The sequence below is a fragment of the Klebsiella sp. CN_Kp091 genome, from assembly GCF_040065095.1.
In the GTDB taxonomy this organism is placed as follows: domain Bacteria; phylum Pseudomonadota; class Gammaproteobacteria; order Enterobacterales; family Enterobacteriaceae; genus Klebsiella; species Klebsiella aerogenes.
Genome location: NZ_JBEAIO010000047.1, coordinates 1 through 24,235 on the forward strand (window position 1 = coordinate 1; position 24,235 = coordinate 24,235).

Annotated in this window: 24 protein-coding genes; 8 read left to right on the forward strand and 16 right to left on the reverse strand. The window is 55.5% G+C overall.

Annotation, left to right across the window (positions count from 1 at the left end; genetic code table 11):
* Window positions 1-275: 275 nt before the first annotated feature.
* Complete coding sequence (gmhB, locus tag ABLV17_RS19735) at window positions 276-842, reverse strand: D-glycero-beta-D-manno-heptose 1,7-bisphosphate 7-phosphatase (protein ID WP_047044557.1); 567 nt, start codon at window positions 840-842, stop codon at window positions 276-278.
* A gap of 188 nt (window positions 843-1,030) precedes the next feature.
* On the opposite strand from gmhB, the gene metN reads away from it, so the two are divergent.
* From metN to proS, 6 genes are all read left to right on the forward strand, one after another.
* Entirely contained in the window at window positions 1,031-2,062 is a 1,032-nt protein-coding gene (gene metN / locus ABLV17_RS19740) for a methionine ABC transporter ATP-binding protein MetN (RefSeq protein ID WP_087860830.1), read from the forward strand.
* Entirely contained in the window at window positions 2,055-2,708 is a 654-nt protein-coding gene (locus ABLV17_RS19745) for a methionine ABC transporter permease MetI (protein WP_045390177.1), read from the forward strand. Before metN ends, ABLV17_RS19745 begins: the two co-directional genes overlap by 8 nt.
* A 43-nt stretch (window positions 2,709-2,751) precedes the next feature.
* On the forward strand, window positions 2,752-3,567 hold the full coding sequence (gene metQ / locus ABLV17_RS19750; protein WP_015368138.1) for a methionine ABC transporter substrate-binding lipoprotein MetQ: 816 nt from the start codon (window positions 2,752-2,754) through the stop codon (window positions 3,565-3,567).
* A gap of 108 nt (window positions 3,568-3,675) precedes the next feature.
* Window positions 3,676-4,083: an Rcs stress response system protein RcsF gene (rcsF, locus tag ABLV17_RS19755; protein ID WP_015704458.1), complete on the forward strand. Its 408-nt coding sequence runs from the start codon at window positions 3,676-3,678 to the stop codon at window positions 4,081-4,083.
* Window positions 4,080-4,787, forward strand: a complete 708-nt coding sequence (gene tsaA / locus ABLV17_RS19760; RefSeq protein ID WP_020079574.1) for a tRNA (N6-threonylcarbamoyladenosine(37)-N6)-methyltransferase TrmO — start codon at window positions 4,080-4,082, stop codon at window positions 4,785-4,787. The genes rcsF and tsaA overlap by 4 nt, the downstream gene beginning before the upstream one ends.
* 112 nt (window positions 4,788-4,899) lie before the next feature.
* Window positions 4,900-6,618, forward strand: coding sequence for a proline--tRNA ligase (gene proS, locus ABLV17_RS19765; protein WP_113374447.1), 1,719 nt, complete (start codon window positions 4,900-4,902; stop codon window positions 6,616-6,618).
* Window positions 6,619-6,680: 62 nt separating this feature from the next.
* Here the strand turns inward: proS and nlpE are convergent, their stop codons facing one another.
* The 3 genes from nlpE to ABLV17_RS19780 are packed head-to-tail and all read right to left on the reverse strand — an operon-like array spanning window position 6,681 to window position 8,377.
* Window positions 6,681-7,379, reverse strand: coding sequence for an envelope stress response activation lipoprotein NlpE (gene nlpE / locus ABLV17_RS19770; protein WP_087860832.1), 699 nt, complete (start codon window positions 7,377-7,379; stop codon window positions 6,681-6,683).
* A gap of 42 nt (window positions 7,380-7,421) precedes the next feature.
* On the reverse strand, window positions 7,422-7,835 hold the full coding sequence (gene arfB, locus ABLV17_RS19775) for an alternative ribosome rescue aminoacyl-tRNA hydrolase ArfB (protein WP_045390167.1): 414 nt from the start codon (window positions 7,833-7,835) through the stop codon (window positions 7,422-7,424).
* Window positions 7,832-8,377 carry a YaeQ family protein gene (locus ABLV17_RS19780; RefSeq protein ID WP_045376632.1) on the reverse strand — a complete coding sequence of 182 codons (546 nt, stop codon included), beginning with the start codon at window positions 8,375-8,377 and terminating at the stop codon, window positions 7,832-7,834. Before ABLV17_RS19780 ends, arfB begins: the two co-directional genes overlap by 4 nt.
* A gap of 196 nt (window positions 8,378-8,573) precedes the next feature.
* Between ABLV17_RS19780 and ABLV17_RS19785 the strand changes: the two genes are divergently transcribed.
* Entirely contained in the window at window positions 8,574-8,774 is a 201-nt protein-coding gene (locus ABLV17_RS19785) for a YaeP family protein (RefSeq protein WP_087860833.1), read from the forward strand.
* Window positions 8,761-9,021: a Rho-binding antiterminator gene (rof, locus tag ABLV17_RS19790; RefSeq protein WP_113374446.1), complete on the forward strand. Its 261-nt coding sequence runs from the start codon at window positions 8,761-8,763 to the stop codon at window positions 9,019-9,021. The genes ABLV17_RS19785 and rof overlap by 14 nt, the downstream gene beginning before the upstream one ends.
* A gap of 15 nt (window positions 9,022-9,036) precedes the next feature.
* Here the strand turns inward: rof and tilS are convergent, their stop codons facing one another.
* The 12 genes from tilS to skp all read right to left on the reverse strand — a co-directional run bounded on the left by tilS (window position 9,037) and on the right by skp (window position 24,158).
* On the reverse strand, window positions 9,037-10,338 hold the full coding sequence (gene tilS / locus ABLV17_RS19795) for a tRNA lysidine(34) synthetase TilS (protein WP_348854561.1): 1,302 nt from the start codon (window positions 10,336-10,338) through the stop codon (window positions 9,037-9,039).
* Between the two features lie 68 nt (window positions 10,339-10,406).
* Complete coding sequence (locus tag ABLV17_RS19800) at window positions 10,407-10,796, reverse strand: VOC family protein (protein WP_015704453.1); 390 nt, start codon at window positions 10,794-10,796, stop codon at window positions 10,407-10,409.
* Window positions 10,797-10,858: 62 nt separating this feature from the next.
* Entirely contained in the window at window positions 10,859-12,997 is a 2,139-nt protein-coding gene (locus ABLV17_RS19805; RefSeq protein WP_113374444.1) for a lysine decarboxylase LdcC, read from the reverse strand.
* Window positions 12,998-13,097: 100 nt separating this feature from the next.
* Window positions 13,098-14,882 carry a glycoside hydrolase family 19 protein gene (locus ABLV17_RS19810; protein ID WP_308958900.1) on the reverse strand — a complete coding sequence of 595 codons (1,785 nt, stop codon included), beginning with the start codon at window positions 14,880-14,882 and terminating at the stop codon, window positions 13,098-13,100.
* A 191-nt stretch (window positions 14,883-15,073) separates the two neighbouring features.
* Window positions 15,074-16,033, reverse strand: a complete 960-nt coding sequence (accA, locus tag ABLV17_RS19815; protein WP_348854562.1) for an acetyl-CoA carboxylase carboxyl transferase subunit alpha — start codon at window positions 16,031-16,033, stop codon at window positions 15,074-15,076.
* A 12-nt stretch (window positions 16,034-16,045) separates the two neighbouring features.
* Complete coding sequence (gene dnaE, locus ABLV17_RS19820; RefSeq protein WP_113374442.1) at window positions 16,046-19,528, reverse strand: DNA polymerase III subunit alpha; 3,483 nt, start codon at window positions 19,526-19,528, stop codon at window positions 16,046-16,048.
* Between the two features lie 17 nt (window positions 19,529-19,545).
* The gene (rnhB, locus tag ABLV17_RS19825) at window positions 19,546-20,145 is read right to left on the reverse strand and encodes a ribonuclease HII (protein WP_015368153.1); all 600 of its coding nucleotides are present in this window, start codon (window positions 20,143-20,145) and stop codon (window positions 19,546-19,548) included.
* Window positions 20,142-21,290 (reverse strand): lipid-A-disaccharide synthase, encoded by a 1,149-nt coding sequence (gene lpxB, locus ABLV17_RS19830; RefSeq protein ID WP_308958177.1) that lies wholly within the window; start codon window positions 21,288-21,290, stop codon window positions 20,142-20,144. Before lpxB ends, rnhB begins: the two co-directional genes overlap by 4 nt.
* Window positions 21,290-22,078, reverse strand: coding sequence for an acyl-ACP--UDP-N-acetylglucosamine O-acyltransferase (lpxA, locus tag ABLV17_RS19835; protein ID WP_015368155.1), 789 nt, complete (start codon window positions 22,076-22,078; stop codon window positions 21,290-21,292). The genes lpxB and lpxA overlap by 1 nt, the downstream gene beginning before the upstream one ends.
* Before the next feature lie 3 nt (window positions 22,079-22,081).
* On the reverse strand, window positions 22,082-22,537 hold the full coding sequence (gene fabZ, locus ABLV17_RS19840; RefSeq protein ID WP_004145858.1) for a 3-hydroxyacyl-ACP dehydratase FabZ: 456 nt from the start codon (window positions 22,535-22,537) through the stop codon (window positions 22,082-22,084).
* 106 nt (window positions 22,538-22,643) lie between these two features.
* On the reverse strand, window positions 22,644-23,669 hold the full coding sequence (gene lpxD, locus ABLV17_RS19845; protein ID WP_271031953.1) for a UDP-3-O-(3-hydroxymyristoyl)glucosamine N-acyltransferase: 1,026 nt from the start codon (window positions 23,667-23,669) through the stop codon (window positions 22,644-22,646).
* Window positions 23,670-23,672: 3 nt separating this feature from the next.
* On the reverse strand, window positions 23,673-24,158 hold the full coding sequence (skp, locus tag ABLV17_RS19850) for a molecular chaperone Skp (RefSeq protein ID WP_087860839.1): 486 nt from the start codon (window positions 24,156-24,158) through the stop codon (window positions 23,673-23,675).
* Window positions 24,159-24,235 lie beyond the last annotated feature (77 nt).

A 24,235-nucleotide genomic window follows, 5' to 3' on the forward strand; every position in this document is an offset into this window, starting at 1 on the left:
ATGTCACTTTGAGTGCCCACACAGATTGTCTGATAAATTGTTAAAGAGCAGTTGCGACGCGCTTTAGCGCTCTGTCGCGAGGTGGCGTATATTACGCTTTCCTCTTTCAGAGTCAACCCTGAATTTCAGAATTTTTCTCTTCAACCGAACCGGCTGTTTGTGTGAAGTGATTCACATCTGCCGTGTCGATGGAGGCGCATTATAGGGAGCCCGCCGGGAATGACAAGCGGAAAAATACATTTTTATTTCAACCGCTCATCTTTTATACGCAACGCTTATTTTTGCTGCTTTTTGATAGCAGCAGGCAGGTCCGCCAGGCTATTTAGCACCCAATCTGCGGCGCTTTCCGCTTCTTCGGTAACCGGCTTACCGGTACGCACCAGCACTTTCGTTCCGACATTCGCCGCCGCAGCCGCCTGCATGTCTTCGAGTTTATCGCCCACCATATAAGAAGCGGCCATATCAATATGCAGGAAATCGCGTGCGGAAATGAGCATCCCTGGATGCGGCTTACGGCAATCACAGGTCTGGCGGAACTCTTCAACGCTCCCCTGCGGGTGATGCGGACAATAATAGATACCGTCGAGATCCACGCCGCGGTCTGCCAGCGACCAATCCATCCATTCGGTGAGGGTCTCAAATTGCGCTTCCGTGAATTTACCGCGCGCGATGCCTGACTGGTTGGTCACCAGCACTAACGCAAATCCCATTGCCTTTAGTTCACGCATGGCATCAATGACGCCGTCGATAAACTCAAAGTTGTCGATTTCGTGGACATAACCATGATCGATATTAATCGTGCCGTCACGGTCGAGAAAAATTGCGGGTACAGACTTTGCCACCGGTTTGCTCCTGATAAAGGCTAATGCCGTTAGTATCGCATGTTTCGGCATGCAAGAAAGTGCTCATTATAAAGAGTCAGATTGATTTAGACGTCTGGATGCCTTAACATCCATTTCATTGACAGGCATCGCCTGGACACGGCAGAAGAAAATGCCACGGCAAACGGCTAAACGATAATAAATAACTGATGATTAAACTTTCGAATATTACCAAAGTGTTCCAGCAGGGGAACCGCACCATACAGGCGCTGAACGATGTCAGCCTGCATGTCCCTGCCGGGCAAATTTACGGCGTGATCGGCGCTTCCGGCGCAGGTAAAAGTACGCTGATTCGCTGCGTTAACCTGCTGGAACGCCCAACCGAAGGTAGCGTGCAGGTTGATAACCAGGAACTCACCGCGCTGACTGAAAAAGAACTGACTCGCGCGCGCCGTCAGATTGGCATGATCTTCCAGCACTTTAATTTGCTTGCTTCACGTACCGTTTTCGGCAACGTGGCGCTGCCGCTTGAGCTGGACAACACGCCGCCGGCGGAAATCAAACGCCGCGTTAATGAACTGCTTGACCTGGTTGGTCTTGGCGATAAGCACGACAGCTATCCGGCAAACCTCTCCGGCGGCCAGAAACAACGCGTGGCGATTGCCCGTGCTCTGGCCAGCAATCCAAAGGTGCTGCTGTGCGATGAAGCCACCAGCGCGCTCGACCCGGCAACGACCCGTTCGATCCTCGAACTGTTAAAAGACATTAACCGTCGTCTGGGGCTGACCATTCTGTTGATCACCCATGAAATGGACGTGGTTAAACGTATCTGCGACTGCGTGGCGGTCATTAGCAATGGTCAACTGATCGAGCAGGACACCGTGAGCGAAGTCTTCTCCCATCCTAAGACGCCGCTCGCCCAACAGTTCATTCAATCTACCCTGCATCTGGATATTCCGGATGACTATCAGGCGCGCCTGAAGCCCACGCCGCTGCCTGACAGCGTGCCGATGCTGCGTATGGAGTTCACCGGCCATTCCGTCGATGCGCCGCTGCTGTCGGAAACCGCCCGCCGCTTTAATGTGAATAACAACATTATTAGCGCGCAGATGGATTACGCCGGCGGAGTGAAGTTCGGCATCATGCTGACTGAAATGCACGGCACACCAGAAGATACCCAGGCGGCGATCGCCTGGCTGCAGGAACATCATGTAAAAGTAGAGGTACTGGGATATGTCTGAACCAATGATCTGGCTGCTGGTTCGCGGCGTGTGGGAAACGCTGGCTATGACGTTTGTCTCCGGCTTCTTTGGCTTTGTGCTCGGCTTGCCGGTCGGCGTACTGCTGTACGTTACCCGTCCGGGGCAGATTGCCGCCAACGCCCGACTGTATCGTACGCTATCGGCGCTGGTGAATATCTTCCGCTCGATTCCATTCATTATTTTGCTGGTGTGGATGATTCCGTTTACCCGCGTGATCGTCGGTACCTCGATCGGCCTGCAGGCAGCGATTGTGCCATTAACGGTTGGCGCCGCGCCGTTTATCGCGCGTATGGTGGAAAACGCGCTGTTGGAGATCCCAACCGGGCTTATCGAAGCCTCACGCGCGATGGGCGCAACGCCGCTGCAGATCGTGCGTAAAGTTCTGCTCCCTGAAGCGCTGCCGGGTCTGGTGAACGCCGCCACCATCACACTCATCACCCTGGTGGGTTATTCCGCGATGGGCGGTGCGGTCGGTGCCGGTGGTCTGGGTCAGATTGGCTATCAGTACGGTTACATCGGCTATAACGCGACGGTAATGAATACCGTACTGGTATTGCTGGTTATTCTGGTTTATTTAATTCAATTCTCTGGCGATCGTATCGTCCGGGCTGTGACTCACAAATAACGTTATTGACACACAACACTAATTCTTACAGGAAGGAAATAACATGGCCTTTAATTTCAAAACCTTTGCGGCAGTTGGCGCATTAATCGGTTCTCTGGCTCTGGTGGGTTGCGGTCAGGATGAAAAAGATCCTAACCATATTAAAGTCGGCGTGATCGTCGGCGCGGAACAGCAGGTTGCTGAAGTCGCGCAGAAAGTGGCAAAAGAGAAGTATGGCCTCGACGTTGAGCTGGTAACCTTCAACGACTACGTGTTGCCGAACGAAGCGCTGAGCAAAGGCGACATCGACGTTAACGCCTTCCAGCACAAACCGTATCTCGACCAGCAGATTAAAGATCGCGGTTATAAACTGGTTTCCGTCGGTAACACCTTCGTCTATCCGATCGCTGGCTACTCGAAGAAAATCAAATCTCTGGACGAACTGCAGCCGGGCTCACAGATTGCCGTACCGAATGACCCGACCAACCTCGGCCGTTCTCTGCTGCTGCTGCAGCAAGTGGGTCTGATTAAACTGAAAGAAGGCGTAGGCCTGCTGCCGACGTCTCTGGACGTGGTTGAAAACCCGAAAAACCTGAAGATTGTTGAGCTGGAAGCGCCACAGCTGCCGCGTTCTCTGGACGACGCGCAGATCGCTCTGGCGGTCATCAACACCACCTACGCCAGCCAGATTGGCCTGACGCCGGCGAAAGACGGTATCTTCGTTGAAGATAAAAACTCGCCATACGTAAACCTGATCGTCGCCCGCGAAGATAATAAAGACGCGGAAAATGTTAAGAAATTTGTTCAGGCTTACCAAAGCGATGAAGTTTACGAAGCCGCTAACAAAATCTTTAACGGTGGCGCAGTGAAAGGCTGGTAATCTGCTTTCAGCGTAATATCATTCAGGACGGGCTTTATGCCCGTCTTGTCATTTATGCAAGCACCTGATTCAATAGCGCCCTGTTTTATAATTCATTGAGGAAATACTATGCGTGCTTTACCGGTCTGTTTGTTAGCACTCATGTTAAGCGGTTGTTCTATGCTAAGCAGATCCCCCGTTGAGCCTGTTAAAAGCACCGCAACCACGCCAGTCCAGACGGAAACGGCTAAACCAAAAGTCTCACGTCCCGCACCGGTTAGAATCTATACCGATGCCGCCGCGCTGGTAGGGAAACCTTTCCGCGATCTGGGTGAAGTGAGCGGCGAATCATGCCAGGCTTCAAACCAGGACTCCCCGCCGAACATCCCGACCGCCCGTAAACGCATGCAAATCAACGCGGCCAAAATGAAGGCCAACGCCGTGCTGCTGCACAGCTGCGAAGTGACCAGCGGTACGCCAGGCTGCTACCGTCAGGCCGTTTGCCTGGGTTCAGCGCTTAACGTCTCGGCGCAATGAGTGCATTTCAGTTCGCGCAGATAGGCGTCATCCGCTCGCCGTATAAAGAGAAGTTTGCCGTTCCTCGCCAGCCTGGTCTGGTTGAACACGGCGGCGGAGAACTGCATCTATTAGCGCCTTATAACCAGGCTGACGCCGTGCGTGGACTGGAAAACTTCAGCCATCTGTGGGTGCTGTTCGTCTTTCATCAGACCATGGCTGGCGGCTGGCGCCCGACCGTGCGCCCTCCCCGCCTTGGCGGCAACGCGCGCATGGGCGTCTTCGCGACCCGCTCGACATTTCGCCCCAACCCTATCGGCATGTCGCTGGTTGAACTGAAAGGCGTTCGCTGCCAGAAGGATCAGGTAATACTGGAACTTGGCAGCCTCGATCTCGTTGACGGCACGCCGGTGGTTGATATCAAACCTTATCTTCCCTTTGCCGAAGCCCTGCCTGATGCCAGCGCCAGCTATGCGCAACAGGCGCCGCTGGCAGGCATGAATGTCAGCTTTACGCCGGAAATAGAAGCACAGTTACTCACGCTTGAAAAACGCTACCCGCATATCAAAGCGTTTATCCGTGAAGTACTGGCGCAGGATCCGCGTCCGGCTTATCGCAAAGAGGAAGAAGCAGGGAAAACCTACGCCGTCTGGCTGCTCGATTTCAACGTGCGCTGGCGGGTAATCCCCTCCGGTTTTGAAGTCTTTTCTCTCGAACCGCGCTAATTTTATTTTCCTCTCTTTTGGCATCTTTGCCACACTGGTAAACTAAACCACTTTTTTTGTTTCAGGCTGGCTCTCCAGCCTGTTCCGATCGTCCAAATGGAACCGTAACAACATGCGTACTAGCCAATATCTGCTCTCCACTCTGAAGGAGACACCTGCCGACGCCGAAGTCATCAGCCATCAGCTGATGCTGCGCGCCGGGATGATCCGCAAGCTGGCCTCAGGGTTGTACACCTGGCTGCCGACCGGCGTGCGCGTTCTGAAAAAAGTCGAGAACATCGTGCGTGAAGAGATGAACAACGCCGGTGCTATCGAGGTGTTAATGCCGGTAGTTCAGCCTTCTGAACTGTGGCAGGAGAGCGGTCGCTGGGAGCAATATGGCCCTGAGCTGCTGCGCATTGCCGATCGTGGCGATCGCCCATTCGTCCTCGGGCCGACTCACGAAGAGGTCATTACTGACCTGATTCGCAATGAGCTGAACTCGTACAAACAGCTGCCGCTGAACTTTTACCAGATTCAGACCAAGTTCCGCGATGAAGTTCGCCCGCGTTTCGGCGTGATGCGCTCCCGTGAGTTCCTGATGAAAGATGCTTACTCTTTCCATACCTCTCAGGAATCGCTGCAGGAAACCTACGACGCGATGTATACCGCTTACAGCAAAATCTTCAGCCGTATGGGGCTGGATTTCCGCGCGGTACAGGCTGACACCGGTTCGATCGGCGGTAGCGCTTCCCATGAGTTCCAGGTACTGGCGCAGAGCGGCGAAGATGACGTGATCTTCTCTGACAGCTCCGACTACGCGGCGAACATTGAATTTGCCGAAGCCGTCGCGCCGAAAGAACCGCGCGCAGCAGCGACGCAAGAGATGACGCTGGTGGATACGCCGAACGCGAAAACCATCGCCGAGTTGGTTGAGCAGTTCAATCTGCCAATCGAAAAAACCGTGAAGACCCTGCTGGTGAAAGCGGTAGAAGATAGCAGCTACCCGCTGGTCGCCCTGCTGGTACGCGGCGATCACGAACTCAACGAAGTAAAAGCGGAAAAACTGCCGCAGGTCGCGAGCCCGCTGACCTTCGCCAGCGAAGAAGAGATCCGCGCTCTCGTTAACGCGGGCCCGGGTTCTCTCGGTCCGGTTAACATGCCGATTCCGGTAGTTATCGACCGTACCGTCGCGGCCATGAGCGATTTCGCCGCCGGCGCTAACATTGATGGCAAACATTACTTCGGCATCAACTGGGATCGCGATGTCGCGACTCCGGAAGTTGCTGATATTCGTAACGTCGTTGCCGGCGATCCGAGCCCGGATGGAAAAGGCACTCTGCTTATCAAACGCGGTATCGAAGTGGGCCACATCTTCCAGCTGGGCACCAAGTACTCTCAGGCAATGAATGCCGCGGTGCAGGGCGAAGATGGCCGCAACCAGATCCTGACCATGGGCTGCTACGGCATTGGGGTGACCCGCGTGGTGGCCGCCGCTATTGAGCAGAACTTTGACGATCGCGGGATTATCTGGCCGGACGCTATCGCGCCGTTCCAGGTCGCTATTCTGCCGATGAACATGCACAAGTCCTATCGCGTGCAGGAGCTGGCCGAGAAACTCTATGCTGAACTGCGTGCGCATGGCATCGACGTGCTGATGGACGATCGTAAAGAGCGTCCGGGCGTGATGTTCGCCGATATGGAGCTGATCGGCATCCCTCATACCATCGTGCTTGGCGATCGTAACCTCGACAACGATGATATTGAATACAAACATCGTCGCAACGGCGAGAAACAGCTGATTAAGACCGGGGATATTGTGAATTACCTGGTGCAGCAAATTAAAGGTTAATTTCCCCTTTAAAGCTAAAAGGCCTCGCAATAGCGAGGCCTTTTTAATTACAACTGCACGGATTACTTACCGCAATCTTTACCTGGAATAAATTTACTGTCTTTATCCGTCATTAGCGTTTTCATCATCTCGCCGGTATCCGGGTTCGCTTCGAGAGTGAAGTGCCCTTCTACCACCAGCAGTACCGGACGAGTATCGGTCCCGCGCGCGGCGGCGTAATCACGTTCAAGCTGAGCGTTATTGGCAACGGCCACCGTTTTACCTGTGACGCAATCGGTAAAGGTTGCCGCATCCGCCATATAGAAATACATCCCGCGCATCGCCATCGGTGTCGTCGGCAGGCTGGCTTTCACCGACTCCAGCGTATAGTTAAGCGTTGACTGAATCGGGTTGCCGTCACGATCGAGCATTTCCAGCTTGTCGCCTTTCGCCCGATAGTAGGATTTCTCGCCTTTGCTATTGGTCAAGACCAGTTTATCGGCGGTACGCGCCCAGGTCCCATATGAAGCGAAAGATGACGGCTCGCGGCTAACGCCCTGATAACGTTCATTCATTACCCAGGTGCCATCTTTCTCAAGGAACAAAGAGGTTTCAATCCCTTCGCAATCCGCGCAAGGCAAAATACCGCGCCAGCTTTGCTGCATCGGTTTCAGCTCTTCCATCGCCGCCGGCTGAACCGTCTCCACCTCAGCGCGATGATTGCAGCCAAACAGCGCAAAGAGCGAACAGGCCGCTGCGAGCGAAAATACAATTTTCTTCACTGTGAATTCCTTATAATCCATTCCACCCGTCCGCCACGCCTCTTAATGGCGAACTTTCCCACGCAGCGCTTTGACTGAGGACTTTTGCGCCTTGGAGGCAAGTCGTCGCTCTTTTGACGCCCGAGTCGGTCGCGTCTCCCGGCGGCTTTTTTGCACTGCGGTTAATTCTTTTATCAGCGTAACCAGTCGCGAGATCGCCGCTTCGCGATTCATCTCCTGGCTGCGATATTCCTGAGCCTTAATGATAACCACACCGTCAGCAGAAATTAAGTGGTGACTGGCGGCGAGCAGGCGTTCTTTATAAAACTCAGGCAGGCTCGATGCTTTAATATCAAAACGTAAGTGAATCGCCGTCGAGGCCTTATTCACATGCTGACCGCCCGCCCCCTGTGCGCGGACCCCGGTAAGCGAGATCTCCTCATCCGGGATGGAAACGCTGCGGCTAATCGTTATCATGCCGGCTGCTGCCAGGCCGTTAAATGAATTTCCAGATTATTCCGATCGTCAGATAACCAGATACCCCCGTCCTGCAGGGTTGCCTGCAGCGTCATGGTGCGATCGGCAAAAGCGCTCAGCTGCGCCAGTTGCGCATCATCAAGATACCAGATGGTCAGCTTCGGATACGCCGCAAGCTTGTTCTGATTCTGCTGCCACCAGATTTCAGCCGCTCGGCTATTATAGGCAAACAGCGCCACCTCCTGCGCCCGCGAGCAGGCTTTCTTGAGGCGTTTCTCGTCCGGTAACCCCAGCTCAATCCACAGATCGACGCCCAAATGGTCGTTTAATTGCCACAGCTCCGGTTCATCATCCGAGGACAACCCGCGGGTGAACTGCAAGCGTTCGTTAGCATATTTGATCCACGCCAGCAGGCGCAGCATCATACGCTCCTGGGTTTCTGAGGGATGTTGCGCCAGCGTCAGGTTAGCATCCAGAAACTGGTTGCGATCCAAATCGGCAACATTCACCACAGCTTTATAAATCGTCGCTTTCAGCGCCATGAATAAACTCCTGAAAAAAATGGCGTACATTGTAGCGAAACTGGCGACAAAAGGCTGTCGGCAATCGCAGGTACTCCTTTCATCCTGCTGATATTGCTTAGATGACTATGGTATAGTCACCTTGCTAAACAGAGTTTATCTTCGTAGGCTTAAACTTGCATCCCACGGTTAAGTCAGAACGCTGACAGGAGGGCATGTGGATCAATATTGTGAGTTAATACGCAAGCGGTATGCGGAAATAGCCAGCGGAGACTTAGGGTATATCCCGGATGCGCTGGGCTGCGCGTTGAAAGTATTAAATGAGGTTGCGGCGGATCAGGCCCTTTCGGAGTCAGTCAGGGAAAAGGCCGCTTATGCGGCGGCAAACTTATTGGTGAGCGATTATGTCAATGAATGATACTTATCAACCCATTAACTGCGATGATTATGACAACCTCGAGCTTGCCTGCCAGCATCACCTGGTGCTGGCGCTGGCCCTGAAAGATGGTGAACAGCTGCAGGCCAAAGCGAACGATCTTATCTCGCGTAAAAATGTCGAGTATCTGGTGGTAGAACTTGCCGGTAACGTCCGCGAGCTACGCCTGGATAAAATCGCCAGTTTCAGCCACCCGGAAATTGGCACCGTGGTGGTCAGCGAATCCTGAAGCCCATCGGGCGGCTTAGCCGCCCGTTTTCCGCCATACCAGCTGTAACCCCTCGCCTTCCTGCACTTGCCCCTCTCTGGTGACAAACAGTCCATCGGCCGCCGCAATCAACGTTTCGCCATAAAATAGCAGCGGCGTAGTATCCCGACGCCAGGGGGCGACCGCCATTTCCTGCCAGATTTTCTTAAGCTTACGCCCGCCCGGACGCCCAACGATGTGCAGATTACCGCTGGCGCAAAAACGTATCGATACCGGCTCATCCGCGCGCGGCATGCGTAACGGCCCGCCGGACTGCAACGCCAGTTCTCCCAGCGTTTCCGGCAATATTAACGGTGTAGTGGGGTCCTCCCATGGCAACTCACGCTCGGTCAGGCCAGGCAGATGCTTTACCCAATACAGGCGCTGCTGGTAGCGCCGGACGGCAAAACCGCCTAACCGCAGGCAAGGCGCGGCGTCTTCACGCGCCAGCGCCACTTCCTGCCAGATGCGCTCCGGCATTTCGCGCGACGGCATCGGCGCCTGTTGGGAGGCCAGCCAGCGGCGCAGCAGCGCCGCACGACGCGCCGCGCTCATCGCGCTTAGCGGTTCTATCGCCAGCGAACCGCGCTCATCGACCAGCGCGGCGAGCTCCGCCGACAGCATTTCATCGAGCAACTGTTCCTGTTCGCCACATAAGCTGGCGCTGCGGGCAACGGCCTCGGCAAAATGCGGCCAGCGCTCGCTCAGTAGCGGTACCACCCGCAGGCGCAGAAAGTTACGATCGTAGGCATCGTCCTGATTACTTTCGTCTTCAATCCACCGCAGTTGATAAGTCAGCGCCCACTGATGCAGGGATTCACGGCTCTCATTGAGCAGCGGACGCAGCAATTTGCCACCAGCGAACTCGCTACAGGCCGCCATCGCCGATAAGCCGGTCGGGCCGCTACCGCGTTTGAGCGCCAGCAGGAAAGTCTCGCATTGGTCGTCGAGATGTTGTGCCGTCAATAACGCTTCACCTGGCAAAAGCGCTTCACGGAAGGCCTGATAGCGCGCCTGGCGAGCATGCGCTTCGATCCCCAACCCCTCATCCGCCAGCGTTACGCGCACCACCTGTAGCGGCACCTGCCACTGCTGGCAAATCTGTTCGCAATGCTCGACCCAGTGGTCTGCGTTGGCGCTCAGGCCATGGTGAATGTGAATCGCGCGCAGTTGAACCGCTGGCTCGCGCTGGCGCCAGCGTACCAGCCGGTGCAGCAGGACGGTTGAGTCCAGGCCGCCGCTGAAGGCCAGCAGAAACTGACGATGTGGTCGAAGCGATGAGGCAATATCCGGCGTCATGATCGTGCGTATGCAGCTAAGAAGAGATAGCCCGGCACGTTACGCGCCAGGGCTGGTTCTGGCAAGTATTACTGTTGGTAAATCTCCAGCGGCAGGCCGTCGGGATCGTTGAAAAAGGTAAAACGCTTATCGGTAAACGGATCGATGCGGATAGCTTCACAGGCGACGCCGTGCGCCTGCAAATGCGCAACCGCGGCATCAATATCGTCGACGCTAAACGCCAGGTGGCGCAGACCACAGGCTTCCGGGCGGCTTGGACGCGCAGGAGGGAACGGGAACGAAAACAGTTCGATGACATACTCGCCGTTCAGCGCCAGGTCGCCCTTCCACGAATCACGCTCGGCGCGGTAGAACTCGCTTTGCAGCGTAAACCCGAGGATGTCGCAATAGAACGCTTTGCTCTTCGCGTAGTCTGTCGCGATGATGGCAATATGGTGAACCCGTTTTAAACCCAGCATGGTTGTTCTCCTCCTGTTGAAGCCCAACACGTTACTCGCGCCGCCCGCCGCCGCGCAAGCCCCTAATTATTTTTTAAGACTCGTACACGGTAGACGCCATCTTCATCACGTTTGGCCCCGTGGATATCGGTTTCAAAACCTGGGTAGTGGCGGCCGATCGAACAGAGCATCAACAGGAAATCGAGCACCGCGCGGCTCTCTTCGGTGATCATCTCTCCCGGCATCAGCAACGGCACGCCAGGCGGATACGGCAGGATCATATTTGCCGAAATACGCCCCACCAGTTTCTCCAGTTCGATGGTTTCTACTTCGCCCTTAATCTGTCGCTGCCAGGCCTGATGCGGGGTCATTTTCATCTCCGGCAACACGTCGAACGCCCGCAGCATCAGCTGTGAGAGCTGGTGCTGACGGATCAGGCGGTGGATCCCCTGCGCCAGATCCTGGATGCGCATATTGCGGTAGAAGTCCGGATCCTCAGCGTAGAGATCCGGCAACATGTTTTTCACCCTCAGGTTAAGATCGTAGGCGCGTTTAAACTCGGTCAGACCGCGCAGCAGGCCCATCGCTCGAGTTTTATCAATACCGATACTGAACAAGAACAGCAGATTGTACGGCCCGGTTTTCTCCACCACCACGCCGCGCTCGTCGAGGAATTTCGCCACCAGCGCCGCCGGTATCCCCTCTTCCGCCATATTGCCCTGCTCGTCCATACCCGGCGTGAGAATCGTGACTTTGACCGGATCGAGGAACATATGGTCGGCATCGGCGTCCTGGAATCCATGCCACGTTTCTCCAGGGGAAACAGGCCAGCATTGCGCTTCTTCGACCTCTTCCGGCTGCCAGATATCGAAGAACCAGCCGTCAGCCTCCTCACGCAGGCGCTGAACCTCCTTACGGAAATGTAGCGCGCGTTCGATGGAGCGCTGAATCAGGCGTTTTCCGGAGTTACCGCGCAGCATCGCCGCCGCGGTCTCTATCGAGGCGACGATCGGATAGCTTGGCGAGGTAGAGGTATGCATCATAAAGGCTTCATTGAAGGTATCTTCATCGTAGCTGCCTTTAATATGGATAAGCGAAGCCTGTGACAACGCCGCCAGCATTTTATGCGTCGACTGGGTTTCGAAGATCACTTTCCCCGGTACGCGGTCGCCGCTCATACCGCTTTTCCCCTGATAAATCGGGTGGAAGTGGGTATAAGGCACCCAGGCGGAATCGAAGTGGATCGACGGCACGTCAAGGGTTTGTTTAATCCAGGTGGTGTTATACAACAGCCCATCATAGGTGGAGTTGGTGATCACCGCATGCACCGGCCACTGCGCGCCGCGAGTTGTCTCGACTTTGTGCTGGACGCTGTCGCGGGTAAATTCCCGTTTCGGGATGCCGCCGAGGATCCCCAGCGCGTTACGGGTCGGTTTTAGCCATAGCGGTACGATATCGCTCATCATCAGCAGATGCGCCAGCGATTTATGGCAGTTACGATCGATAAGCAACGTACTGCCAGCGGGCGCCGAATACATGCCGACAATTTTATTTGAAGTCGAGGTACCGTTGGTCACCATGTAGCTCTGCTCGGCGCCAAAGGCGCGGGCAATATACTCTTCCGCTTCCAGATGCGGGCCGGTATGGTCCAACAGCGACCCCAGTTCGGTAACGGAGATAGAAACATCGGCCTTCAGCGTATTACCGCCGAAAAAATCATAAAACAGGCAGCCGACCGGGCTTTTCTGGTAGGCGGTTCCCGCCATGTGTCCGGGGGTACAAAAGGTATATTTCCCCTCCTGCACATAGTTAAATAACGCTTTGGTAAATGGCGGCGTGATGTTGTCCAGATATTCATTGGTATACTGGCGAATGCGGGTAGCGATATCTTCCGCCAGACCCAGCGCATATTCGAAGAACCATAGCGCCATGCGCAGGTCCTGGCTACTGACGTCCATCGTCGAGTGCGTATTGATAAAAGCATACAGCGGCAGGTATTCGTTCAGTCGATTGATATCGCTGCATAAATCAACGCTGTACTCGTCCCAGTCAAAGATAACGCCGCAGATACGCGGGTTGTGTTCGATAAACTGCAGCAGGTCGGCGCTGTTTTGCGGCCAGATGGTCTGGAATCCTTGCTTCTGCAGAGCGGCTTCCAGCTCTTTGATCGGTTCGTCTTTATGGTAGACGCCGTGGGGCCCCATGATGGCGATGATATTCACGCTTTCCTCCTGGATTTACCTAAGGTAAGCATAATATCAATCGCGCCAGTGCTTAGCACTGGCGGATTTATCTTAGTCCTGAATCATAGCAAAGCGATGATTACAGCACCTTCCACGCATCCCCCCAGGCCAGACCTGCGCCCGGTTCGTAGTAAGTTGGCGCCACGTTGCACCAGGCTCCTTCCGGGAAGGGCTTGCACTGGAAAAGCGCGCCGTGGTTATTGACGATGTCACCCGGCTTCCAGCTCTGGCTGGCGCTCCACGCTGGATAGCTGATGACGCCGCTATCGCCTGCCGGCTCATCCTTCGCTTCCTCTGCCGGCGTTTTCGCCTTCACATTGAGAGTGTAGGTTGCGGTACTGGACAGACTACCATCGCTGACGGTCAGGCTAACCACATACTGAGCATCTTTGTCGCTCTGCGGCGCGCTGAAATTGATAACCGCTTTATCCGCGCCGCTTAACGTCTGCCCATCCTGCGACATCCAGCTATAGCTCAGCTTATCGCCGTTAGCATCGGTAGAGCCTTCCGCACTCAGCGACACCAGGCTACCGGCTTCAACAGCGCCCACCGGGCCGGCAATACGCGCCACCGGCGCCACGTTTACCTGTGGGGCAGGCGTAACGTCATCCGTCTTATCAGACGCGCCATCGCTACCCGCATCATCAACCACGGTTACGTTGAAGTAGTGCTGCACGCATTTGCTGTAATCCCCCTCTTTGAACGCGCTGTACGGCGTCTGATAACTCACCAGCTGGCAGGCATTGGTTTTGCCGTCTGCGCTGTTCGGATCCCATCCCCAATCCTGTTCCCAGTAGATTGGCAGCGCGCCGGCACCGCCTTCATCAAACTGCTTCATGTTCTTACAGCCCAGCACTTCATCATCAGCAATAGGCACTTTGAGGTAGTTGGCGAACTCTTTGTAATAGGCAATACGGTTAAGCGACTGGGCATTTTCCGTGGAGCCACCGCATTCGACGCCGCCGTTGATGATCTGGATGCTCACGCCAAACCCCGGCACCAGGCCATTGCTCTTATCACGATCGTTTGGCTGCCAGGTGCCGTCGATAACGTGCAGCATGGAGGGTTTTGGCGGCTGCGGGTAAACAAAGAAGAAGACCGCGCTGGCGAGGTTCATCCATGAGTCCGCCACCAGCTGTGGTTTATCCAACAGCGGACGGACGTCGCCATACATCGCCTCGGAGAACGGTCCGTAGTTGTAGTTATAGGAAAGCTGTTTAGCGCCGCGGCCAAAATAGCTGAGGAAATCGCCATCGGCATCTTTACCGCAAGGCCAGGTCTGCCCCTGCCAGACATCCGGGTTACATTCGCCGTTATAGCCGCCTTTTTGTCCTTCGGTCCAGCCAACTTCGCGCAGATAGACCAGCGCCTGGCGCCATTCCGGAATATCGCGCCAGCTCTCGTGACCGCCGGTTTCCTGGGCGAAGTGGGCAAACATGGTAGCCAGCGATTTACGGCAGATTGCGTCGCTATCACGACCGTCGGTGTAGGTGCCGCAGACCGCCGGGAATTTACCAATCGCCTTCAGGAAGTTGCTGTAGGTATATTCCGGCGCGCGCATCGGGAACAGATAATCCCAATCCTGCTCGCTGAGCATGCCTTCAACGCGTTTAACGTTCTCCGGGTTAGCCGCCCGACCGGGCTCAATCTTTTCGACTGAAGCGTTATCGAGGGTACGAATAGAAGACTTCACCGCGTCCATTAGAGGAAAATCGGTTAATGCTTTTTCTTTCGCCGCCAGCTCGCTGGCTGTCATGGTGGTGGCTTCAGTGGCGCTGAGCAGCGGCGCAGCCTGTGCGGCGCTCAGACTTAACATGATCCCTGCGGCCACGGCGCTCAAGGCGACAGTTTTATGAATTGCCATAATATTATTCTCCTTTTCCTTGTGAACGGTCTGCCCAGGCGTTGTCCCCGGCAGTTAGCGCAGTGTCACGGGAGAAGGACATCATCGGCTAATCACATTACCTCATTGGCGCATCATCTTGCCTCAGTAGAAAAATGATAAAAAAAGGGGCCGGAAATCCGGCCCCTTAGAGAAAATAATGTGCTGAATAATCAGGCGTAGCCGTAGCTCATCAGACGCTGATAGCGGCGGTTACGCAGCTCTTCTTCGCTGAGGGTATCCAGGTCAGCCAGGTCGGCCAACAGCTGTGCCTTCAGGCTCGCCGCTATCGCTTCCGGGTTACGGTGGGCGCCGCCCAGCGGTTCTGGAATGATGGAATCAATCAGCTTCAGCTCTTTGAGGCGCGGGGCAACGATACCCATCGCTTCCGCGGCCAGCGGCGCTTTATCCGCGCTTTTCCACAGAATAGATGCGCAGCCTTCCGGCGAGATAACCGAATAGGTGCTGTATTGCAGCATGTTGACCTTATCACCTACGCCAATCGCCAGCGCGCCGCCAGAGCCGCCTTCGCCAATCACGGTGCAGATAACCGGCACGCTCAGACGCGACATTTCACGCAGGTTGCGGGCAATCGCTTCCGACTGGCCGCGCTCTTCCGCGCCAACGCCCGGATAGGCGCCAGGGGTGTCGATAAAGGTAATGATCGGCATTTTGAAACGCTCAGCCATTTCCATCAGGCGCAGCGCTTTGCGGTAGCCTTCCGGCGCCGGCATACCAAAGTTACGACGGATCTTCTCTTTGGTTTCACGGCCTTTCTGATGACCGATGATCATCACCGGGCGACCATCAAGACGCGCAATACCGCCAACGATAGCTTTATCGTCAGCGTAGGCGCGATCGCCTGCCAGCTCGTCAAATTCGTCGAAAGCCAGGCGGACATAATCCAGGGTATAGGGACGACGTGGATGGCGCGCCAGTTGGGCTACCTGCCATGCGCCAAGATCGGCGAAGATTTTGCGCGTCAGCTCTACGCTTTTTTCGCGCAGACGATGCACTTCTTCATCGATGTTAATATCCAGTTTCTCATCCTGACGGCTTACTGCAGTCAGGGAATCGATTTTCGCTTCCAGCTCTGCGATAGGCTGTTCAAAATCTAGGAAATTCAGACTCATAGTATTCCTGTATTAGTCAAACTCCAGTTCCACCTGCTCCGAGCCGATAAGGCCACGCAGATCGTTAAGTAAACGATCGCTCGGAGAGACGCGCCATGTTGCGCCAAAACGCAACCGCGCGCGCGCATCCGCCCTCTGATAATAGAGGTGTACTGGAATGGTTCCCGAACGGTGGGGTTCCAGAGACTGACGGAGTCGGTTTAAAAGCTGGTCATCAATTTGCCTGTCCGTCAGCGAGATAGCAAGCCCGCGAGCATATTTTTCCCGGGCTTCGTCAATATCCATGACTTCACGGGCGGTCATTTTAAGGCCCCCGCTGAAGTCATCAAAGCTGACCTGTCCGCTGACGATAAGTATGCGGTCTTTTTCCAGCAACTGCTGGTATTTATCCAGAGCGTCGGTGAATAACATCACCTCCAGACGCCCGGAACGGTCATCCAACGTACAGATGCCGATACGATTGCCGCGCTTGGTGACCATTACCCGCGCAGCAATAACCAGCCCCGCCGCCGTGGTCACTTTACCACGATCGGTCGGGTGCATGTCTTTGAGTCTCACGCCGCCAACGTAGCGTTCGATCTCTTTCAGGTATTGGTTAATCGGGTGGCCGGTCAGATACAGCCCCAGCGTTTCCCTTTCACCATCCAGCACCACCTGCTCCGGCCACGGCTGGCAGCTGGCGTAGGATTGCTCGATTTGCTCCGGCTCTTCCGCCAGCACGCCGAACATATCCGCCTGACCAATCGCTTCGGCTTTGGCGTGCTGATCGGCGGCTTTCAGCGCATCGTTCAGCGAGTTCATCAGCGCCGCGCGATGTGGGCCGAGGCGGTCGAACGCCCCGGACATAATCAGTTTTTCCAGTACCCGGCGATTGAGCTTTTTGATATCGGTACGGGCGCACAGGTCAAACAGCTCGCGGAAGTAGCCGCCATTGTTACGCGCTTCGATGATGGCTTCAATCGGGCCTTCGCCGACGCCCTTAATGGCGCCGATACCATACACGATTTCCCCGTCGTCGTTGACGTGGAAATGATACAGACCGGAGTTGATGTCCGGCGGCAGGATTTTAAGCCCCATGCGCCAGCATTCATCGACCAGGCCCACCACCTTCTCGGTGTTGTCCATATCGGCGGTCATTACCGCCGCCATAAACTCGGCCGGATAGTGGGCTTTCAGCCACAGCGTCTGGTAGGAAACCAGCGCATAGGCGGCGGAGTGGGATTTGTTAAATCCATAACCGGCGAATTTCTCCACCAGGTCAAAGATTTTCATCGCCAGTTCGCCGTCCACGCCGCGCTTTTTCGCCCCTTCTTCAAAGGTGCCGCGCTGCTTGGCCATCTCTTCCGGCTTTTTCTTACCCATCGCACGACGCAGCATATCCGCGCCGCCGAGGGTATAACCAGAGAGCTCCTGGGCAATCTGCATGACCTGTTCCTGGTACAGGATGATGCCGTAAGTCGGCTCCAGTACGGGTTTCAGACATTCGTGCTGCCACTGCACATCCGGGTAGGAAATCTCTTCACGGCCGTGCTTACGGTCGATAAAGTTATCTACCATCCCCGACTGCAGCGGGCCCGGACGGAACAGGGCCACCAGTGCGATCATGTCTTCGAAGCAGTCAGGCTGCAGACGTTTAATCAGATCTTTCATGCCGCGCGATTCAAGCTGGAAGACCGCGGTGGTTTCCGAGCGCTGCAGCATGTCGAAGCTTTTCTTGTCATCCAGCGGAATCGCGGCGATGTCCAGCGGCCCTTCGCCGTTCTTCGCCCGGCGCTTATTGATCATCTCCAGCGCCCAGTTGATGATGGTCAGCGTACGCAGGCCGAGGAAGTCGAATTTTACCAGCCCGGCATATTCAACGTCGTTCTTATCAAACTGGGTAACCGGGTGCAGCCCCTGCTCATCGCAGTACAGCGGCGCGAAATCGGTGATTTTGGTCGGCGCGATAACCACGCCGCCCGCGTGCTTACCGGCGTTACGCGTCACGCCTTCAAGCTTACGCGCCATATCAATCAGCGCTTTAACTTCTTCGTCCGCTTCGTAGATTTCCGGCAGCTGCGGTTCCGCTTCAAAGGCTTTCGCCAGCGTCATGCCAGGATCCGGCGGCACCAGCTTGGAGATTCGGTCAACAAAGCCATACGGGTGGCCCAGCACGCGGCCCACGTCGCGAATAACCGCCTTCGCCGCCATGGTACCGAAGGTAATGATCTGCGATACCGCGTCGCGGCCATACATATCCGCAACGTGCTCAATCACCTGGTCGCGTTTCTCCATGCAGAAATCGACGTCGAAGTCGGGCATCGAAACACGTTCCGGGTTAAGGAAACGTTCGAACAGCAGGTCAAACTCCAGCGGGTCAAGGTCGGTAATTTTCAGCGCGTAGGCTACCAGCGAGCCGGCGCCGGAACCGCGTCCCGGCCCTACCGGCACGCCGTTATCTTTCGACCACTGGATAAATTCCATGACGATCAGGAAGTAGCCAGGGAACCCCATCTGGTTGATAACCTGCAGTTCGACATCCAGACGTTGGTCATATTCCGGGCGACGCTTAGCGCGCTCTTCGGGATCCGGGAACAGGAATTCGAGACGCTCTTCCAGCCCCTCTTTCGACTTCATTACCAGGAAATCTTCGGTGGTCATGTCGCCGGTCGGGAACTGCGGCAGGAAGTATTCGCCAAGGCGCACGGTAACGTTGCAGCGTTTGGCGATCTCAACGGTGTTTTCCAGCGCTTCCGGGATATCGGCAAATAGCTCGCACATCTCCTCCTCGCTGCGCATATATTGCTGCGGCGAGTAGTTGCGCGGACGCTTCGGATCGTCGAGGGTGAAGCCATCATGAATGGCGACGCGAATTTCATGAGCGTCGAAGTCGCCGGTTTCCAGGAAGCGCACATCGTTGGTCGCCACTACCGGCAAACCATGCTCCTCCGCCAGTTGAACCGCGGCATGAAGATAGCTTTCTTCGTCCTGACGACCGGTACGGATCAGCTCCAGATAGTAGCGATCCGGAAAATGTTGTTGATAGAAGGCGAGACACTGCTCTACCAGCGGCATGTTTCCGCGGATCAGGCTGACGCCAACGTCGCCTTTACGCCCGCCGGACAGCAGAATCAGCCCTTCCTGATGCTCAACCAGCCAGTCGCGATCGATCCATGGCCCCAGCGCGCCATAGCCGCGCTGATAGGCACGAGAAATGAGCAGAGTCAGGTTCTGATAGCCGGTATTGTTGGCCGCTAAAACCGTCAGCTCGCTGAATTCATCGCCAAGCAGATCGCACTGAACATGGAAGTCAGCGCCGACAATTGGCTTAATCCCGGCGCCATGGCCCGTTCCGTAGAACTTAACCAGACCGCAGAGGTTGGTGAAATCGGTGATCGCCAGCGCAGGCATGCCCAAAGCGGCCGCCTTTTTCACCAGCGGCCCGGTTTTCGCCAGCCCATCGATCATGGAATAGTCGCTGTGCACCCGCAGGTGTACGAAACGTGGTTCAGACATCTTTAAATCCCAGTGACTTAGTTGGACGCCAGGCCCAGCGCGCGTTTCACCGGGCCGAAGCTACGCCGGTGGTGCTCTGTTGCGCCGTGTTCCTGCAGTTTTTGCAGATGTACAACGGTAGGATAGCCTTTGTGCTGGGCAAAACCGTATTGCGGAAATGCAATATCCAGCGTAGCCATTTCGGCGTCGCGAGTGACTTTAGCCAGAATAGACGCTGCGCTGATTTCCGCCACCCGGCTATCGCCTTTCACTACCGCCTGCGACGGCATCGGTAGCGATGGACAGCGGTTGCCGTCGATAAGCACGAACTCAGGGGTAATACTCAGACCAGCGACGGCACGCTGCATCGCCAACATCGTGGCGTGCAGGATGTTCAGCTCGTCGATTTCATGCGGCTCGGCGCGACCCAGGCTCCAGCACAGCGCTTTATCTTTGATTTCATCGAACAGCGCCAGGCGGCGCTTTTCGCTTAATTTTTTAGAGTCGTTGAGGCCCACGATCGGCTTACGCGGATCAAGGATCACCGCCGCAGTGACCACCGCGCCGACCAGCGGCCCACGGCCAACCTCATCGACGCCGGCGACCAGATGGGTATGTGGATAGACGAACTCCATCATTTTGCTAACTCCAGTACTGCGTCCGCCGCCTGCTCATCCGCGTTGCAGCGGATCTGCTGATGCAGCGCGCGGAAAGTATCATGCATATCGTGGCTGGTTTTGCCGTCGGCCAGCAGCGGCTTCAACGCGGCGGCCAGCGCCTGCGGCTCGCATTCATCCTGCAGCAGCTCTTTCACCAGCTCGCGCCCGGCCAGCAGATTTGGCAAGGAAACATAATCGGTTTTCACCAACCGCTTCGCCAGCCAGAAGGTAAACGGCTTCATACGGTAGCCAACGACCATCGGGCATTTCGCCAGCATGCACTCCAGCGCCGCCGTCCCCGAGGCCAGCAGCGCAGCATCACTGGCGATCATCGCATCGCGCGCCTGACCGTCCAGCATGTGCACCGTCATATCCGGCGCCGTCTCCGCTTTTATTCGTTCAAACTGTTCCCGCCGTTTCGCATTGACCAGCGGCACCACAACCTGCAGATCGGGATAGGTACCACGCAGAAGCTGCGCGGTTTTCAGGAAGTCGGCGCTGAGCATTTCGACCTCCGCGCCGCGGCTACCGGGCAGCAGCGCCAGGCAGTGAACATCATGCGGGATACCCAGACGGCCACGTGCCGCGCCCTTGTCAGGATCCAGCGGCATGGCATCCGCCATGGTGTGGCCGATGAAACGGCAGGGAACGTTAAATCTGTCGTAAAACGCTTTTTCGAAAGGCAGGAATGCCAGAACCAGATCGGTGGATCTGCCAATTTTGAAAACGCGTTTTTGTCGCCATGCCCAAACGGACGGGCTGACGTAATGAATGGTTTTGATGCCCTGCTTTTTCAGGTTACCTTCGAGGGTAATATTGAAATCAGGGGCGTCGATGCCAACGAAGACATCGGGACGCAGTTCGCCGAAGCGGCGCGTTAAATCGGCGCGAATATGCAGTAAGCGGCGCAGGCGACCAAGCACTTCAACAATGCCCATCACCGCCAGCTCTTCCATTTCGTACCAGGCTTCGCATCCTTCCGCCTGCATCAGCGGCCCCGCCACGCCGACAAAGCGCGCATCAGGGACGCGTGCTTTGAGGGCGCGGATGAGACCGGCGCCAAGAATATCGCCGGAGGTTTCTCCGGCGACCAGGGCAATCGTCAGGGGACGCTGTTCGGCCATTAACGAATCAAGCCGCGAGTTGAACGGGCGAAGAAATCGACAAACGGCTGAACTTCGGGATGCTGAGCCGCCAGTTCGGCGATTTCCGGCTTGGCTTCGTCCAGCGTTTTGCCGCTGCGATACAGCAGTTTATAGGCGTTACGAATCGCGGTAATCGCTTCACGGCTAAAGCCGCGGCGTTTCAGTCCTTCGATGTTGACGCCAAACGGCGTGGCGTGGTTGCCCTGGGCAATCACGAACGGCGGAACGTCCTGAGCGACGCCGGAGCAGCCGCCTACCATAACGTGCGCGCCGATGATGCAGAACTGATGTACTGCAGTCATGCCGCCAATGATGACGAAATCATCCAGAGATACGTGACCGGCCAGCGTCGCGTTGTTGGCCAGAATGCAGCGGTCGCCAAGCGTACAATCATGCGCCACGTGGGCGTTGATCATCAGCAGGTTATCGCTGCCCACCTTCGTTAATCCACCGCCCTGTACTGTACCGCGATGAATGGTGACGCTTTCGCGAATGCGGTTGCGATCGCCAATTTCCACTCGGGTCGGCTCGCCAGCATATTTCAGATCCTGGTTGACTTCACCGATAGATGCGAACTGATAGATCTCATTGTCGCGACCAATTTTTGTGTGGCCATTCACGACAACATGAGACTTCAGTACGGTGCCCTCGCCAATTTCGACGTTGGCGCCCACAATACAAAACGGACCAATGTGAACGTTAGCGCCAATGACGGCGCCTTCTTCTACAATGGCGGTAGGATGAATAAAGGCGGTTTTATCAATCACGTATCAGGCCTCCCGGCTACGCGCACACATCATCGTCGCTTCGCAAACCACTTTACCGTCAACCAGCGCAACGCCTTTGAAACGGGTCAGGCCGCGACGGGTTTTCTCAAAAGTGACTTCCATAATCATCTGATCGCCTGGTACTACCGGACGTTTGAAACGCGCTTCATCGATACCCGCGAAGTAGTACAGCTCGCCCGGCTCAAGTTTTCCAACGCTTTTAAATGCCAGAATACCGGTGGCCTGCGCCATCGCTTCCAGAATCAGAACGCCTGGTAAAATCGGCTTACCAGGGAAATGCCCCTGGAAAAACGGCTCGTTTACGGAAACATTTTTTACTGCGCGCAGAAAACGACCTTCTTCAAAATCCAGCACGCGGTCTACCAGCAGGAACGGGTAACGGTGAGGCAGAAGTTCCAGAATCTCTTCAATGTGCAGAGTATGAGTGTCAGTAGTCAAAATACTCTTCCTGTCTAAATATACTAAAAGGCAATAATAACACGGCCTGCGGCAATCTTATTAACGAATGCAACAGGCCGGGAATGTAACGTGACCGAATGATGAATTAGTCTTGTTGATTAACCTTGCGCTCAACCGCTTTCAGGCGCTTGCTCATCTCGTCAATATTCATCACCAGCGCCGCAGTTTTACGCCACGCCTTGTTCGGCTGTAGCGGAATACCTGAGGAATAGACGCCAGGTTCAGAGATAGGACGCATAACCATCCCCATCCCGGTAACGGTGACTTTATCGCAGATTTCCATATGGCCGTTAATCACGCTGGCGCCGCCAATCATGCAGTAACGGCCAATTTTCAGGCTGCCGGCCATAATCACGCCGCCAGCGACGGCGGTATTGTCGCCAATCACCACGTTGTGCGCAATCTGGCACTGGTTATCAATGATAACGCCATTGCCGATCACGGTATCGTCCAGCGCGCCGCGATCGATGGTGGTACAGGCGCCGATCTCCACGCGATCGCCAATAATAACGCGACCAAGCTGCGGGATCTTCACCCAATTACCGCGATCGTTAGCGTAACCGAAACCGTCCGCGCCGATCACCGTACTGGACTGGATCAGGCAATTTTCACCGATCTCAATCTCATGGTAAACGGTAACGTTGGCCCATAAACGCGAGCCGGCGCCGATTTTGCTATTTTTGCCAACGAAGCAGCCTGCGCCGATAACCACGTTATCGCCCAGCACCACGCCGGATTCGATAACGGCATTTGCGCCAACGGAGACGTTGTCACCCAGCTTCGCCGTGGGATCGATCACCGCGCTTGGCGCGATGTCTTTCGCCGGCTGCGGCGTGGTATCTAAAATTTGAGCCATGCGCGCGTAGGTCAGGTAGGGATTACGCACTACCAGCGCGGCGCCGTGGGCAAAGGGTAAATCGTCCGGCGTCATCACAACGGCGGAGGCCTGGCAAGCGGCCAGGTGTTCACGGTATTTAGGATTTACCATGAAAGTAATTTGGCCTGCTTTAGCGCTCTGCATGGACGCAACGCCGGTGATGACGATATCGCCATCACCGTGTAACTCTGCATCCAACTGCTGTGCTAAGTCAGCCAGTCGAATTGAAGGCATTACTTATTTAACCTGTTTCAGTACATCAGCGGTGATGTCTTTCACATCGCTGCTGTTGTATGCGACGGCATTAGAGTCAACAACCAGATCGATGCTCTGATCTTTCGCTACGCTCTGAACGGCGGTCTGGATACGGGTAACCAGTTTGCCACGTTCTTCGTTGGAACGACGTGCGCGATCCTGCTCAAAAGCCTGTGCTTTCTGCGCGAAGGACTGACGCTGAGACATCACGTCTTTTTCCAGCTTGCTACGATCTGCGCCCGGTTTCATAGACTGCAGACGCTGCATTTTGGACTGCAGATCGCCTTCCAAACGCTGCAGTTCGCTAGCGCGGCCTTTGAACTCATTTTCCAGCGTGTTGGAAACGCCAGTTTTCTGGGCTACCTGTTGGAACAGGTTGTTCATGTTAACCATTGCAATTTTATCTGCCGCCTGAGCGGAAGTTACCATTGCTAAACCCAGACCTGCAGCTAATAACCACTTTTTCACAATTGACTCCTTACCATCCCATGAGTACCCAGGGGTACCGTTATTTGCGTGGCCAGGCGATAGCATCCGCTATCGCC